We start from the raw sequence: 13,913 nt of genomic DNA, 5'->3' as shown, positions 1-13,913 counted from the left end.
ACCAGGCTCGCGTTCACTACAGGTCGGCCTGCGGCGCGGCGATGTCGTCGAGGAAGCCGCCCGACTGGTGCTGCCACAGCTTCGCGTAGGCGCCGTCCGACGCGAGCAGCTCCTGGTGCGTGCCCTGCTCGACGATCCGGCCGCGGTCAAGGACCACGAGCCGGTCCATGGTGGCGACCGTGCTCAGGCGGTGCGCCACCACGAGCGCCGTCCGCCCCTCCATGAGCCGCCACAGCGCCTCCTGGACGAGGATTTCGCTCTCGGAGTCCAGGGCACTGGTCGCCTCGTCGAGCAGCAGGATCGGCGCGTCGCGCAGGATCGCCCGAGCGAGCGCGACCCGCTGGCGCTGTCCGCCGGACAGCTTGACACCGCGCTCGCCCACCATGGTGCCAAAGCCGTCCGGCAGCGCGTCGGCGAACTCCGTGACGTGCGCCGCCTCGGCAGCACGGCGGATCTCGGTGTCGGTGGCGTCCGGCCGGGCGAACGCGATGTTCTCCCGCAGCGTGCGGTGGAACATCGCCGGGTCCTGGGGCACATAGGCAATCAGGCTGCGCACGTCGGCCTGGCGCAGTCTGCTGATGTCCTGACCTCCGATCAGGATCCGGCCGCCGTCGATGTCCGTCATCCGCAGCAGCAGTCTGCTGAGCGTGGTCTTGCCACCGCCGGACCGGCCGACGAGGCCGATCTTCGCCCCGCTGGGCACGGCCAGGTCGAGGCGTTCGAAGAGCGGCTCCGCACCCGCGTGGGTGAAATTCACCTGTTCGAAGCGGACATCGGCGGCCTGGGACAGCAGCGGCTCCGGCGACGCCGGGTCGAGTACGGTCGGTGGCGTCAGCAGCAGCTCGGTGAACTGCGCGGCCTCCGTCATCGAGCTCTCCAAACGGCGGTAGATCTGGTTGAACTCGAACATGATCCGCGTCGCGTTGGTGTAATACGTGAAGGTGAGAACCACCGTCTCCACGCCGTGCCCACCCCCGCCGAGAGTGACCGCGAGCAGCAGACCCATCGCGTTGGTCAGCACGGACATCGGTGCGACCAGCGTGTCGATGCGCAGGTTGCCGTAGTCCCACGAACGCAATGAGAGCCGCCGCGACTCCGCGACGCGGGACCGGTGCTCGGCAGCCTCGCGTTCCTCGGCGGCGAACGCCCGGACCGTGTCCATGTTCATCAGACTGTCGGAGACGTGGCCCGACACCTGGGCGATCGCCTCCTCACGCTGGTCGACGAGCGCCTGACGACGACGGATGAGAGGCACCACACACAGCGCCGTCAGCGCGATCATCGCCAAGAGCCCTACAACGAGCAGCGGTTCGTAGCGCCACAGCACCACCGAACCGAACACCAGCGGCACAAAGCTGCCCACGACCGAGAACGTCAGCGTGTCGGTGAACTCCTCGAAACGGGAGGCGAAGCTCAGGACTCGTTTGGTCAGCGACCCGGCGAAGTTGTCGTGGAAGAACGCGGCATCTTTGTTGAACAGCTCGTCCATGCCGATCACGTACAGGTGCTCGATACCGAGGGCATCGACGCGGTTCAGGAAGTGCAGGCCGACGCGCCACAGCGTCTCCGCGAGGAGTAGAACGCCGGCGAAGCCGAGGACGTACGGCAGCGTCGAGCCGATGGTGGTACCGGCGCCTTCGGCGATTCGGCCGACGAGCTTTGCGACGACCAGCGGCGCGACGTAATTGATGCCGATGTTGCCCAGCGCGGGCAGCAGCATCGCAGGCACTGTCAGCCACCGACGTCGGGTCAGCTCTCGTCCGTAGTAACGAAGTGCGAGCAGTACCGGGCCCCTGCCCGGCGCTCTGTGCGATTCAGGCGATCCCATACCAACCCTGCCTGGTCGTGCGACAGCCCGCCATGTGCTTCTGCGGGAGAGGCCGTTGCCTCACCGGTCGCGCGGAGCTTCGGTTTCGATCGAGCGTCCTCGCTCGGGCCGACTTGCGGCAGGCGGGACACAACAGCAGAGCCCCGCACAACTCGCGGCGACGCATGCGTGCGCGTACGAGGAGGCCGGGCCAGGAACCTCAGTGTCCCGCGACGGCGCCCCCGGAGTCCAAGCATTTTTCTCAGCCGGCGGCGTCCCCACGTACGGGTAGGACCCCGTTGCCGTCCGCAGCGCCTCGCCCTCGACGGCCACCGGCTCCCACTCCCACCCAGGGGCCCCCAGCTGGTGCACGCGCTACGGGACCGATACCGCGAACGCCGGCAGCTCGACCGGGCGGCCGGCACCAAACCCTGGCTGTTTCCCCGGGCAGGAGCCCGCGAGGCCCCTCGGAGCCACCTACCTCGGCCTGAAGCTCCGGCGACAAGGAATCCCTCCCCTCGCAAACCGCAACAGCCCTCACCCTGCCCTGACATCGGGCCTGCCGGCACCAGTCCTCGCTGAGCTGCTGAGACGGCTTTGGCTTTGATTGTCCTGCTCTGTCCTGCTGTGCGGCGAGGATGCCGAGCCCTGCCGATCTGCACTGTCGGTGTCTGGAGGTCCGGGTCCCGGAACTCCGGGCTCAGGGCCGGCGCCGGAGTGCTGCGCCGAGTACGGCGATCCAGATCAGCAGCAAGGGCAGCGAAATGAATGCTGCCGGGGTCAAGGCGGTGGACAGGAGCAGGTAACCGATGCCGGACGCGGTGATCGTGGCGGCGAGGGCCCAGCCGATGACGACCTCCCAACGCCGCAGCAGTGTGCCGTTCCGCGAGGCCACGCAGGCAGTCGCGGCGAGCGCGGCGAGCGCGAACATCTTGACACCGTCCGCACGCTGGACCGCCTCGAACAGCGCCCCGGTTCTGACCGGTGACGTTGGATCAGCTCCAGGTATTGCGATCAGTTCCAGGACGAGTTGCACGCATGCGAGCGCTCCCGTGACTCTCCCGGCCCATCCGGCCAAGCGCCCCGCACTGTTGTTGGTACGGCGGGCCCAGTCGAGCAGTCCGGATCCGACGACCATGAGGCAGACAGCTGCCACACCGTGAACGAGCAGCGCCTGGGCCACCGCCTGGATCGGCCGGTCGGCGTACGCGGTCGTGATCTCGGCGTGCGTATCACCGACTTCGGGTGTGGCTCCCCACGCGGCGGCGAGCCCGAGAATCCATGCCGCGGCGTGTGTGTATCCGGCGGCGCGGGCGGTGATGCCGATAGCAGGCTCCTTGGTGATGCTGGTCATGCCGTGTCTCCCTGGGGCTTGTTCCGGATTGCCTGGACGAACGCCTCGCAGCCGGTGCGCCATGCGGCGTCCAGGTCTGCGCCGGGCGGGAAGCGGCCGTCGAGTTCGAGCACGACCATGCCGTGCGCGAATGCCCAGACCGAGCGCGCGATGTCAATGTCGCCGTGCACCGCACGGACCAGCGGCATCGCCGCGCGATCTTCGAGTCCCTCGGGGAGTGCGGTGCGGGCGAGCGGCCGAGTATGCGTGATGCGGTAGAGATGCGGGCTGGCGAGCGCGTGCCGTCGGTAGGCGCGGGCGAGCACGAGCAGGGGCGGTTCGACGCCGATCTCCGCTTCGGCGGCCTCCAGTTCCTCCGTCAGCCGGGTCATCCCCTGCACCTGGAGTCCGGCCTCGACAGCGCCCTTGTCAGGAAAGTGCTTGTACAAGGAAGGCGCCCGGATGCCGACACGCTCGGCGATGCGCCGCATCGACAACGCATCCGGCCCTTCGGCGTCGAGTAGTTCCCGGGCGGCGGTCATGATCTGCTGCGCACGGTCAGCCACGGCGGGCCATCCGCGCGATCACGAGGCCGGTGGGCCGTCCGGAACCGGAAGCCGGCATCCGAACGGTGGGTGGGACCGGGGACGAGGCGGGCCCGGGGCACCGGATTCCTGCGTTGTGCTTCGCATGCATTCGTGGGAACGGGCCTGGTCCGCCGAGGGACACGAGCGCGGTGACGGCTGGCGGTTTGTGCTCTTCCCCGGCGACTGCCAACACCCCGGAAGGGAGTGCTGGTGCGTCCCATGTACCCCGGAGGGGCCCGGTCAGGACACTGCAGCACGCGGTGCTGCTGGCTGTGGCGGTATTCACGGCGGCCCTCTCCCGTTGTGACCTGTGACCGACCTACCAGGCTAACGATGTTAGCCGCGTGGCGTCACGGTACGGCTAACAGTGTTAGCCGTCAAGTCCGGAGAGGGAATACGACGGCCACGGAACACGTGGTCTTCGCCGATAGCGCCCTTTCGCCGGGAGCGTTGGAAAGGCAGCGCACAACAGCTTGACGGACGAGCCAGCGGTGGTCGGCGGGATCGACACCCACGCCGACCTCCACCAGGCCGCGGTCATCGACAGCATCGGACGACACCTGGCGACTGAACAGTTCGAGACCACCCCGGAGGGCTATCGGCGACTGCTGAACCGGCTCCAGTCCCACGGCGAGAACCTTGCTGTGGGAATCGAGGGAACCGGCGCCTGCGGCTCCGAGATCGCCCGGTTCCTCGCGGCGAACGGCCTCACCGTGGTCGAGGTGGACCGGCCCGGCCGCGAGGCGAGGCGGAACAACGCCAAGTCCGCCAGCATCGACTCCTACGCCGCGGCGACCGCTGTCCTGCCCGGCCGGGACGCCGGGACGCCGGGACTGTCCACGCGCGAACTGGTCGACACCCTGCAGCGGGTTTCCCGTCGATGTGGTGTGAGGCATCCAGGACCACGCCCGAGCAGGCCCTTCGGTCCTCACCCGACCGGGCCACGGATCGCGGGGGCTCCCTCTCTCTCCGTTGGGCTGTCTCCCACACGGAGTTGCGGGCCCACGGGCGCCATGAGTCCGTGGGAGTCGTGCTCTGCCAAATCTCGGCTTTCTCGACTTTCAGGAGGAGACATGCGCACTGCGCAGAACGGCGACCCGGCCGACAGGCTGTCCGTGGTGTACACGGTCCACGTCGTCGAGGGCGGTGAGCAGGGCTTTCTGGACGCGTACGAGCGGATAAGAAAGTCCGTCGCCAGCGTCCCCGGACACATCATCGATCGGCTGGGAGAACCCATCGACAACTCCCGGCAGTGGGTGATCGCCAGCGAGTGGGAGACGCCCGAGCACTTCTTCGCCTGGCAACAAGGTGAGGACCACCGAGAACTGCTGGCTCCGCTGCGCGACTGGGTCGACCAGACCCAGTCACTGCGGTACCGGGTCATTCGGGAGACCGTGGGGGTGCCGTCATGACGCACTCCACCACAGGACCGGTCGCCGTCCTCGGTCTCGGCACGATGGGCACCGGCCTGGCCACTCGCCTTCTCGACCAGGGCGTTCAGGTACGCGTCTGGAACCGCACCGCGGAGCGGGCTGAGCCGCTCGTCCGGGCCGGCGCCGTCGCCGCCGCGCATCCGGCCGATGCCGTAGAGGGGACGAGCGCCGCCATCTGTACCGTGGCCGACGGCGAAGCCCTTGCCGCCGTGCTGCACGGACCGGACGGGATCCTGACCGAGGGCTCGTACCCCGGCGCCCTGGTCTGCGCCAGCACGGTCTCCCCCGAAGAGGTCGTGCGCCTCACCGGCGACGCGCACTCCGTTCTGGACGTCGGCATGCTGGGAAACCGGGAGCACGCCCGCAGCGGCGACCTGCGGCTGTTCGTCGGCGGCGAGGAGCACGTCTTCACCTCGGGGCGGCCGCTGCTCGAACTACTGGGCAAGGAGGTCGTCCACCTCGGCGAACTCGGTTCCGGCATGCGGATGAAGCTGCTCCTCAACCTGCTGATGGGCATCGAGGTGCAGGCGCTGGCCGAGGCCGTCGAGTTGGCGGCCGCCACCGGACTCGACCGGAAGCTCGTCCTCGGCACGATCGCGGGCAGCGGCTTCGCCTCGCCCGTCATGGCGTTCAAGTCCAAGCGGCTGGCGGCCGGGCGCTTCGACGAGCCCGACTTCCGGCTGAGCCTGATGGCCAAGGACCTCCTGCTCGCCGCGGACCAGGCGGCGGCGGCCGGGCTGCGACTTCCTCTCGTCGCCGCAGCCGCGCAGACCCATGTCCGCGCCACCGACCAGGGGCACGGCGATGAGGACTGCGTCGCCGTCGCCCACGCACTCACACCGAACCCGGGAACTCACACGTGATCATCGACATCCACGGACATCTGTCCCCACCGGAGGCCGCCCGGCGCTTCCCCATGCCTCCCAGCCTGACCGACGTCGACGGCATGCTCGCTGCCCGCGCTCAGGCCGGAATCGACCTCACCATCATCGGCAGTCCCGTCGGCGCCGGCGCCATGGCGCGTGTCCCGGGCGTCGACAACTACGCGCAACCGCGAGACCGGCTCAGAGGCTTCCATGCCTGGATGTCGGGGCTGATCTCCACCTTCCCGGACCAATTGCGCGGGTACGTGTACGCCAACCCGTTCGGCGACGACGACCACCTCGAAGGAGTCCGGGAGACGCTGGCGGACCCCGCCTTCGTCGGCCTGATCACCACCTCCAGCGTCCACGGCGAACTGCTCGGCTCTCCGCGGGCCGACTCCTTCTTCGCGCTGGCCGCCGAGACGGGAGTGCCTGTCCTGGTGCATGCCCCGGCCGAACCGATCGGCACGGACCGGGTCGACGACTTCGGCTTCGTCGAGCAGATCGGCCGGTTCGGCGACGTCACCATGGGCATGGCCATGATCGCGTTCGCGGGTTGGCTGGACAAATATCCCCGCCTGCGACTGATCGGTGCGACGGGCGGCGGCGCGCTGGCGCTCCTGCCGGAACGCCTGCAGACGGCGGCGCGTCCCCGGCACTGGGGCGGGGGCCCGCCGTCGGCACCGTCCTCGGCTCCGTCGCGGTCCTCCGTACCGGCGGCGGCCGACCCGGCCGGGGCACTGCAGCGCATGTACGTCGACACCAGCACGTTCAGCCCCGCGCATCTGGGCCTCAACGCGGAGGTGCTGGGGCCGGAGCGGATGCTGTTCGGCACCGACTCGCCGCCGATGTCCGTGCCCCTGGAGGAATTCATGCGCATGATCGAGAAGCTGCCGATCGACAAGGCCTCCCGGCAGCTCATCCTCGGCGGCAACGCCGAGACCCTCTTCGACCTCAGGAGCCGTCCGTGACCACAGTGGACGATCCGGTCGCCGCAGCCGAGCGGTGCACCCCCGAGTTCCGACGGAACCCGCACCCGGTCTACGCGAACCTCAGGGACTCGGCACCCGTCTGCCCCATGCGGCCGCCACACGGCATCGACACGTACCTGATCACGCGGTACCAGGACGCGAGGGCGGCCCTGGCGGATCCGCGGCTGAGCAAGGACATGTACGGGGCCATGGATGCCTACCGAAGGATCTTCGGTGACTCGTCCGTGGCCCTGGACGATCACATGCTCAATTCCGACCCGCCCAAGCACACCCGGCTGCGCAAGTTCGTCGGGTCCACGTTCACCCCGCGTCGCGTGGAGTCGTTGAGGCCGCGGATCCACGCCATCGTCGAGACGCTGCTGGACGGCTGCGCAACCCGGGAACCGGTGGACTTGTTGTCCGCGTTCGCATTCCCGCTGCCGATCATCGTGATCGGTGAACTGCTCGGTGTGCCGCCGGACGAACAATCGGTGCTGCAGGGCCTGTCCACCACCGTGGCGCAGACAGGCTTCAGCAAGGAATCCAAGCAGGCCCAGCAGAAGGCCGAGGAGGACCTGCACACGTACTTTGCGGATCTCCTCGCGCGCAAGCGCAGCCGCCCGGGAGAGGACCTGCTCAGCGCGCTCATCGCAGCCCGGGACGAAAACGGCGGGCTCACCGACCAGGAGCTGGTCTCGACGGCGTTTCTACTGATGTTCGCGGGTCACAAGACGACCGCCTACCTCATCGGTAACGCGGTGCACCATCTCCTCACCCACCCTGTGCAGCTTCGCGCCGTACGGGAGAACCCGGAGCTGATCGGGCAGGCGGTGGAAGAGCTGCTGCGTTACGACGGCTCGGTGGAGAGCGCGACGTTCCGTTTCGCGACCGAGGACGTACAGATCGCCGGAACGCTGATTCCGAAGGGATCCCTGGTTCAGATCGCGCTCAGTTCAGCCAACCGCGACCCACGGAAATTCGACGCTCCGGACGAGTTCGATGTGACGCGGCCGACGAATGCTCAAAGTGCTCATCTGGGGTTCGGGCACGGCATCCACTACTGCCTGGGAGCACCTCTGGCCAGACTGGAGACGCAACTCGCTCTCACCGGTCTGTTCAGCCGATTCCCGAAGGTGGCTTTGGCCGATCCCGCTCGTGAGGCCCCTTGGATAGAGGTTCCGTTCCCGGCCTTCCGCGGCCTCGCGGAGTTGCCCGTCGTGCTGGAGCCTGCCGTGCCGTGACCGACAGCGGGAGAACGTCGTCCCCGGGCGTCCGGGCCGCTCCGGACGCCCGGGGACGGCCAGGACGTCACAGGCATCCTTCCGGACGCGGGTGGCCCGGACGACCGATCGGTTACGCCCCCGCAGGTGGCCTGCGGGGGCGTAGGCTCCCGCGCCCGCTGCCAGCAGCATCACGCAGCCCGTGAAGATCAGGCCGGCCGGGCGCAGAGGACGAGCAGAAGCCTGGGCCAGGCATTCGTCCGAGGTTGATCCCTGGGAGTGGACACCGGGTTTCATGCGATGAGTGACAGCGTACGTAACGCGATCAGTTGTTGTTCGAACTCGGCTGGGGTGGGGTAGCCGAGCGCGGAGTGGCGGCGGCGGTTGTCGTAGGCCATCCAGCGGAACAGCTCCAGCCGGGGCTGCGTCTTCGAGGTCCAGCGGTCTCCGTGGAGCAACTCGCGTTTGCGCCCCTGGAATCGTCGCTGCCGTGCGCGTCAGCCAGATGAACCTGCGGCCCGGCCAGACCGACCACCTGCCACCGCCGGCCTCGCGGTTCAAGAGCTCGGGAACTGGGGCCCGCCCGCCATGAGGCCACCGTCGGCCAGGAGGATGTGCCCGGTGACGTAGCTCGCCTTGTCCGAACCCAGGAACTGGACGGCCTCGGCGATCTCTTCCGGGGTACCCGCCCGGTGCATGGGCAGCACCGAATCGACCGCGGCACGAGCCGTGTCGTCGCCGGTGAACCGCTCGTACATGGCGGTCCGGGTGTAGCCGGGCGCGACCGCGTTCACCCGGATGCCGTGAGCGGCGCCTTCCAGTGCGGCCGCCTTGGTGATGCCGACGACGGCGTGCTTGCTCCCGACGTACAAGGTCGCCCCGGGATAGCCCATCAGGCCGAAGTTGGAGCTGACGTTGACGATGCTGCCGCCGCCCTGTTCCCTCATGACCCGGAACTCGTGCTTGAGGCACAGCAGCGTTCCCTTGACGTTGGTATCGAAGGTGGCCTGGTAAGCCTCGTCGGTCACCTCGGTGACGGGGCCGGGTGTTCCCTCGGTGCCGGCGTTGTTGAAGGCGACATCGATCCGCCCGAACCGTGCCACCGCACGGTCGACGAGGTCCTTCACATCAGCGTCGAAGCGGACGTCGGCGCGCACGAACTCGGCCGGGGCGCCGAGGTCGGCCAGCTCCCCGGCAAGCTGTCCACCCACGCCCTCGTGGCGGCCGGAGACCACGAGGTTCGCGCCTTGACGGGCGTAAGCGAAGGCGGTGGCGCGGCCGATACCGGCAAGCGCGCCCGTGATAAGGACTACGGGATCAGGCACGTCAAGGGTCCTTCCTTCAACCACCCCGGTGAACGACGGGCAAGCGGTTCGCAACCCACACGACACCGGCTTTCTCTTCGGGCCGGGACGTACCCCCGCCACGCCTGCAAGGAAGGTGTCCCAGCCGAAGGGCAGCCGATCGGACCCGACCGCCGCATCCATCGAACGGCAGCACTCCATGACCCGTATGGCCCGCAGACGGCAACCGGGGCAGACAACCCGCAGGCGGTCACGCGGGCGGGAGGCGAACCATGGCTTCGGACGGGAGCCGCCATGGGGCGCAGATCGGGGAACGGTCCGCACGCTGGAACCCGCTCGCGGGGCAATCGTCCGAGTTATAGCTTCAAGTTGTCATGAAAATGGACTGTCGAGTTTGATGACCAATGGCGCTGTGACTCAACCCCCAAGGAGCGGAAGATGAGCGAGCGCAGCAAGTTCCTTGAGTCGATCACTCGGGAGAATGCCACCGTGGTGCTGGTCGACCACCAGGTGGGCCTTCTGTCAGGCGTGCGGGACATCCCGGTCGGCGAGCTGAAGCACAACGTGGTGGCGCTGGCACGAGCGGCGACCGTGCTGGGCATCCCACTGGTGGCCACCACCACCGCGGCCGACAGCATGTGGGGGCCAACCATTCCCGAGCTGGTCCAGGCGCTGCCCGGCGGGCAGAAGATCATCGACCGCAGTACGGTCAACGCCTGGCACGACGACCGGGTCCGCGAGGCCGTCGAGGCCACCGGGCGGCAGAAGCTGATCGTGGCCGGGGTGTCTTTGGAAGTGTGCGCGGCACTGCCCGCGATCTCCGCGACGGCCGCCGGGTACGACGCGTACGTCGCCGTGGACGCTTCCGGCACCTTCAGCCAGGCCAAGCGGGAGGCCGGACTGCTGCGCATGCAGCAGGCGGGCGTCGTCGTCGGCGACTACGCCACCTTCATGGTCGAGGCCCTGGCCGACAACGCGCGCCCCGAGGCCGGTGACCTCTACGCTGCCCTCGACATGCCGTTCGCCGTCCTGGTCGGCCAGATCTCCGCGGCCTACCAGACGTAGAGGCCCACCTGCCGACCGGTCGTCGGCGGCCGTGCCCCCGGCGCCTTCCCGCGCCGGAGGCGCGACATCGATCTGAACCCTCGACAAGTCCTGTCGTTGCGGGCCAGAAGCACTTATCGCGTTTGAGATCAAGCTTTGGACAGCCCACCTCGTGACACCGCGAGGCCAGAGTCTCCGACCTACCCAGGGCGGTTCACCCCACTAGCGTGATGAGTATGTCTCACGGGATCGCCTGGATAGGCGCACACAGCACCGCAGATAAATCCGCCGCCCAGCCCGGAATGCTCGGCGGGATATCGCTGACCTGCGCCCGGGGCCTCGACGCGGACGAGTTCCTCATCGCGCTGGGTGCCGACCTTGATGAGCTTGCCGCGCGCATCCCGTACAAAGGTCTCGCCGTACCGGTGGGGCCGCCGGGCAAGCCATCGCCCCGCGTCGCCCCCGTCATGTACGGGACGTGCGGCAACTGGGTGTATGTGCTGGAAGACTGGGGGATGGCCACGTGGGCAACCGGCTACCAGAAGGTCAAGTCGATGCGGCCCTACCCGGACGAGGAAATCGTCTGCGCGACCATGAACTGGTGGAGCCCGCCGTCCCTGGTCATCCATGCACCGGGCGACGGACACGCCTGGCAGGCCGATTTCGGCCAGGACACCGGTCAGTCGTCCGCCTTGGATACGGCACTGCGTGCAGCGGGCGCAGTGTTCCCGTCTTTGCCGGACGACGACGAAGCCGAAGTGGTGGCGTACCACGAGGAGCACGGGGGGCGACTCTCCACGGCTGTGTTCACCGCCATCGGCAACTACTGCGATCTGTTCATCGATCCGGCTGCCGTCCAGGCCGGTGATCTGCCGTCGGTCTTGATCCCCATGGTGTGATGGACGCACAGGACCGGCTCCCCCCGTTACGCGGTGGGAGCCCGTCCGGTTCGGCGGGGCGGCTGCTACTGGGCGGTCAAGTCCATGATCCGCATGTCGCGCATGAATGTCGCGAAGTGGTTGCCCAGGGATTCCTGGTTGTGGATGCCGGAAGTCGCCGACCGGCCGCACACTTCCTTGAACGTCGGGTTGGTCCCGACCTGCACGGCACATGCCGTGCCGTGATGCGAAGAGGAGCCGTAATTGTCAATACGGCACGTGCCGTTCCGATATGTATGGTGACGGCATGACCTCCAAACGCAGCAGTCGCGCCGCCGACCGGACCGAGGCCATCATGCGGACCACGCTGGAGTTGGGCCAGGAGGTCGGCTACGCCAAACTCAGCATCGAAGCGGTCGCGGCCCGCGCCGGCGCCGGCAAGCATACGATCTACCGCCGCTGGCCGTCCAAGGGCGCCTTGTTCCTCGACTCGCTCATGTCGTTGAACGAGCCCGGCCTGGACTACCCCGACACCGGCGATATCGTCGCCGACCTCCGCAAGCAGATCCACGCGGCTGTCGACCTCCTGAGCGGGCCGCCCTTGGGGCCCTTGTACCAGGCCGTGGTGGTTGAGGCCCAGCACGATCCCCAGATCGCTGCCGCACTCAACGAACGCTTCATCACCCCGCAGGCCGACAAGACCGTCGCTCGGCTGAAGGCGGCCCGCGACCAGGGGCAACTGTCGCCCGACTTCGACCTGGACCTGGCGATGGCGATCCTGTCCGGTCCGCTGTACTTCCAGTTCCTGATCGCTCAGGAACCACTGACACACGACTACGTCGATCGTGTCCTCGAAGCTCTCTTCGTCGGGATGAGACCGAGGAATTGAAGGGGAGTGCGCGCCGAAAGTCTCTTCAGCAGCGGAACGCGGCGGTAGTTCAGCGAACGCCGTGCCGGAATCGTCGGTCGAGGGCGGGGAGGACGGAGCTCCGTTCCGGGTCGCGTGCGCCGACGACGACACTGAGGCCTCCACGCAGGAGCTCACGCGGTACCAGGGTCGATCTGCAGACGGCCGGGTACCGAGTCGAGCCCGACTCGGACGTTCATCAGGGGCTGCTGGTGCATGACGGTTCGTCTCGGGTTCTGGTCCTCCGCCTCGTCGGACCAGTAGGCAGCTTTGTAATCGCTGACGTTCCTGGCCTTCGGGAATTCCTAGTCCTCGTGGACGGCACGCACGTCGACATAGCCGTAGGCACCGGGCTGCCGTCCGAAGCCGGGACTCGCACAAAGCCGCTGCTCCGGGGTCGCGGCGACGTGGTACCCGTGGGCCGCGAGCGCGGAGGGGTCCTCGTTGCCCAGCTCCCGGGTCCGACGATGCGGCGGGCAGTCGACTTCGACGACGACCTGGCCGGCGAGGTGACACAGGCACGGTCCGCACTCGCCGCCGATGGCGATCTTGCCGGTCCTGGCGCGCTCGGCGATCGGGATCCGCAGGGTCGGGTCGCCCGTACCACCGCGAGGTGGCACGGGCGACCGAACCGGACCGAGGTATCCATCCGTGGCGTCAGCCCGCCATCGGCAAGCTCCTTCGCGACGGCACCGCGTTGAGCTCGTCCATGGCCACCGCCTCCCCGCTGTCCGCGTCGACGTAACTGACACGGACGATTGGGTCGTCACCGGTGTCACGCCCGGCCGTGGCATCGAGTGCGAACACCACCGCTACCGGGCGCGCGTTCTCCCCGTCCCCGTACACACCCGAGTACTGGAGAATGCGCCAGCCGTCGTCCTCCCAGTGGTCCAGCAAGGCGGACCGAACCACTGGTGCGGCGGCCTGCCAGGCAAGGGAGTTCTCCAGGAGTTCGACGCTCGCCGCTACCGGCACCTGGTCCCTCCCGGCGGTGCCGAGGAGCGGGTGGCCGAAGACACGCAGCCTCGTCCGGCGCAGCGGCAGCAGCCACCACCGGTCGAGGTCGGCCGAGAGGGCGACCAGAACCGCCGCCGCCCCGGCCAGGAAGACAAGGGCTCCAGCAGGACTCTCGGAGATCGCCGACCACCAGGTGCCCTGTGCCACCGCCACCGTGGCCCCGCCGATGACCACGAGCGCCGCCCGTGCGAACGCCCGCCAGGTGATGGGGGTGTCCTCACTGGCCGAACAGCCGCAGGAGGACTCGGGTGCCACGGTCCGGCCGTAGCCGAGGTAGCCGAGGAAACCCACCCCGAGGACCGCGGCAGCAGCCCCCGGCACCGGGTTCGCCGGGGTCATCAGCAGAGCTGCGGCAATCAGGAGTTCAGCTGCGCCGGTCGCACGGAGCACCCTCGTGGCCCGCTCACTGCTGCGCAGCATGCGGGCCAGCGCCGTCTTCGGCGCCTGCTGTGCGGTGCCTCGGCCGAACACCTTGACCGCTCCGGTCCACCCGAGCAGGCCCGCGAGGACCAGCGGAGCGAGGCCCGTTGTCAGTGACAGCATCTCTTC

General features: G+C 68.4%; 14 protein-coding genes and 2 pseudogenes. 8 read left to right on the top strand and 8 right to left on the bottom strand.

The window, feature by feature from the left end; genetic code table 11:
- Positions 1-16: 16 nt before the first annotated feature.
- From OG936_RS34805 to OG936_RS34795, 3 genes are all read right to left on the bottom strand, one after another.
- Positions 17-1,828, bottom strand: a complete 1,812-nt coding sequence (locus OG936_RS34805) for an ABC transporter ATP-binding protein (protein ID WP_406499815.1) — start codon at positions 1,826-1,828, stop codon at positions 17-19.
- 679 nt (positions 1,829-2,507) lie between these two features.
- Positions 2,508-3,161 (bottom strand): hypothetical protein, encoded by a 654-nt coding sequence (locus tag OG936_RS34800; protein ID WP_406499814.1) that lies wholly within the window; start codon positions 3,159-3,161, stop codon positions 2,508-2,510.
- Positions 3,158-3,682: a TetR/AcrR family transcriptional regulator gene (locus tag OG936_RS34795; protein ID WP_406500739.1), complete on the bottom strand. Its 525-nt coding sequence runs from the start codon at positions 3,680-3,682 to the stop codon at positions 3,158-3,160. Before OG936_RS34795 ends, OG936_RS34800 begins: the two co-directional genes overlap by 4 nt.
- Before the next feature lie 536 nt (positions 3,683-4,218).
- Here OG936_RS34795 and OG936_RS34790 point away from each other — a divergent pair.
- The 5 genes and pseudogenes from OG936_RS34790 to OG936_RS34770 form a co-directional block, all read left to right on the top strand.
- Positions 4,219-4,593 (top strand): annotated as a pseudogene (locus OG936_RS34790) (transposase); the annotation flags it as partial.
- A gap of 207 nt (positions 4,594-4,800) precedes the next feature.
- Positions 4,801-5,139 carry an antibiotic biosynthesis monooxygenase family protein gene (locus OG936_RS34785; RefSeq protein ID WP_406500738.1) on the top strand — a complete coding sequence of 113 codons (339 nt, stop codon included), beginning with the start codon at positions 4,801-4,803 and terminating at the stop codon, positions 5,137-5,139.
- Positions 5,136-6,023 carry an NAD(P)-dependent oxidoreductase gene (locus tag OG936_RS34780; protein WP_406499813.1) on the top strand — a complete coding sequence of 296 codons (888 nt, stop codon included), beginning with the start codon at positions 5,136-5,138 and terminating at the stop codon, positions 6,021-6,023. Before OG936_RS34785 ends, OG936_RS34780 begins: the two co-directional genes overlap by 4 nt.
- Positions 6,020-6,994 (top strand): amidohydrolase family protein, encoded by a 975-nt coding sequence (locus tag OG936_RS34775; protein WP_406499812.1) that lies wholly within the window; start codon positions 6,020-6,022, stop codon positions 6,992-6,994. Before OG936_RS34780 ends, OG936_RS34775 begins: the two co-directional genes overlap by 4 nt.
- Positions 6,991-8,235 (top strand): cytochrome P450, encoded by a 1,245-nt coding sequence (locus OG936_RS34770; protein WP_406499811.1) that lies wholly within the window; start codon positions 6,991-6,993, stop codon positions 8,233-8,235. Before OG936_RS34775 ends, OG936_RS34770 begins: the two co-directional genes overlap by 4 nt.
- 272 nt (positions 8,236-8,507) lie before the next feature.
- On the opposite strand, the pseudogene OG936_RS34765 reads toward OG936_RS34770, so the two are convergent.
- Positions 8,508-8,693 (bottom strand): annotated as a pseudogene (locus tag OG936_RS34765) (IS3 family transposase); the annotation flags it as partial.
- 78 nt (positions 8,694-8,771) lie between these two features.
- A complete protein-coding gene (locus tag OG936_RS34760; RefSeq protein WP_406499810.1) occupies positions 8,772-9,539 on the bottom strand; it encodes an SDR family NAD(P)-dependent oxidoreductase in 768 nt (255 codons plus the stop codon).
- A gap of 417 nt (positions 9,540-9,956) precedes the next feature.
- Between OG936_RS34760 and OG936_RS34755 the strand changes: the two genes are divergently transcribed.
- Both OG936_RS34755 and OG936_RS34750 read left to right on the top strand, forming a co-directional pair.
- Positions 9,957-10,583, top strand: a complete 627-nt coding sequence (locus tag OG936_RS34755) for an isochorismatase family protein (protein WP_406499809.1) — start codon at positions 9,957-9,959, stop codon at positions 10,581-10,583.
- Positions 10,584-10,798: 215 nt separating this feature from the next.
- A complete protein-coding gene (locus OG936_RS34750) occupies positions 10,799-11,461 on the top strand; it encodes a hypothetical protein (RefSeq protein ID WP_406499808.1) in 663 nt (220 codons plus the stop codon).
- A 65-nt stretch (positions 11,462-11,526) separates the two neighbouring features.
- On the opposite strand, the gene OG936_RS34745 is transcribed toward OG936_RS34750, so the two are convergent.
- The gene (locus OG936_RS34745; RefSeq protein WP_406499807.1) at positions 11,527-11,667 is read right to left on the bottom strand and encodes a hypothetical protein; all 141 of its coding nucleotides are present in this window, start codon (positions 11,665-11,667) and stop codon (positions 11,527-11,529) included.
- A gap of 80 nt (positions 11,668-11,747) precedes the next feature.
- Between OG936_RS34745 and OG936_RS34740 the strand changes: the two genes are divergently transcribed.
- The gene (locus OG936_RS34740) at positions 11,748-12,329 is read left to right on the top strand and encodes a TetR/AcrR family transcriptional regulator (RefSeq protein WP_406499806.1); all 582 of its coding nucleotides are present in this window, start codon (positions 11,748-11,750) and stop codon (positions 12,327-12,329) included.
- Positions 12,330-12,652: 323 nt separating this feature from the next.
- Here the strand turns inward: OG936_RS34740 and OG936_RS34735 are convergent, their stop codons facing one another.
- The gene (locus OG936_RS34735; RefSeq protein ID WP_406499805.1) at positions 12,653-12,967 is read right to left on the bottom strand and encodes a hypothetical protein; all 315 of its coding nucleotides are present in this window, start codon (positions 12,965-12,967) and stop codon (positions 12,653-12,655) included.
- A gap of 37 nt (positions 12,968-13,004) precedes the next feature.
- Positions 13,005-13,907, bottom strand: a complete 903-nt coding sequence (locus tag OG936_RS34730) for a MauE/DoxX family redox-associated membrane protein (protein WP_406499804.1) — start codon at positions 13,905-13,907, stop codon at positions 13,005-13,007.
- Positions 13,908-13,913 lie beyond the last annotated feature (6 nt).

It is taken from the genome of Streptomyces sp. NBC_00846 (assembly GCF_045207325.1).
In the GTDB taxonomy this organism is placed as follows: domain Bacteria; phylum Actinomycetota; class Actinomycetes; order Streptomycetales; family Streptomycetaceae; genus Streptomyces.
The sequence above is the reverse complement of the archived record's forward strand: the minus strand, read 5'-3'. Positions and strand labels throughout refer to the sequence as shown.

Coding starts and splice junctions, on each gene's coding strand:
- OG936_RS34805 (WP_406499815.1), bottom strand. CDS start 1,828: ATGGGATCGCCTGAATCGCACAGAGCGCCGGGCAGGGGCCCGGTACTG.
- OG936_RS34800 (WP_406499814.1), bottom strand. CDS start 3,161: ATGACCAGCATCACCAAGGAGCCTGCTATCGGCATCACCGCCCGCGCC.
- OG936_RS34795 (WP_406500739.1), bottom strand. CDS start 3,682: ATGACCGCCGCCCGGGAACTACTCGACGCCGAAGGGCCGGATGCGTTG.
- OG936_RS34785 (WP_406500738.1), top strand. CDS start 4,801: ATGCGCACTGCGCAGAACGGCGACCCGGCCGACAGGCTGTCCGTGGTG.
- OG936_RS34780 (WP_406499813.1), top strand. CDS start 5,136: ATGACGCACTCCACCACAGGACCGGTCGCCGTCCTCGGTCTCGGCACG.
- OG936_RS34755 (WP_406499809.1), top strand. CDS start 9,957: ATGAGCGAGCGCAGCAAGTTCCTTGAGTCGATCACTCGGGAGAATGCC.
- OG936_RS34750 (WP_406499808.1), top strand. CDS start 10,799: ATGTCTCACGGGATCGCCTGGATAGGCGCACACAGCACCGCAGATAAA.
- OG936_RS34740 (WP_406499806.1), top strand. CDS start 11,748: ATGACCTCCAAACGCAGCAGTCGCGCCGCCGACCGGACCGAGGCCATC.
- OG936_RS34730 (WP_406499804.1), bottom strand. CDS start 13,907: ATGCTGTCACTGACAACGGGCCTCGCTCCGCTGGTCCTCGCGGGCCTG.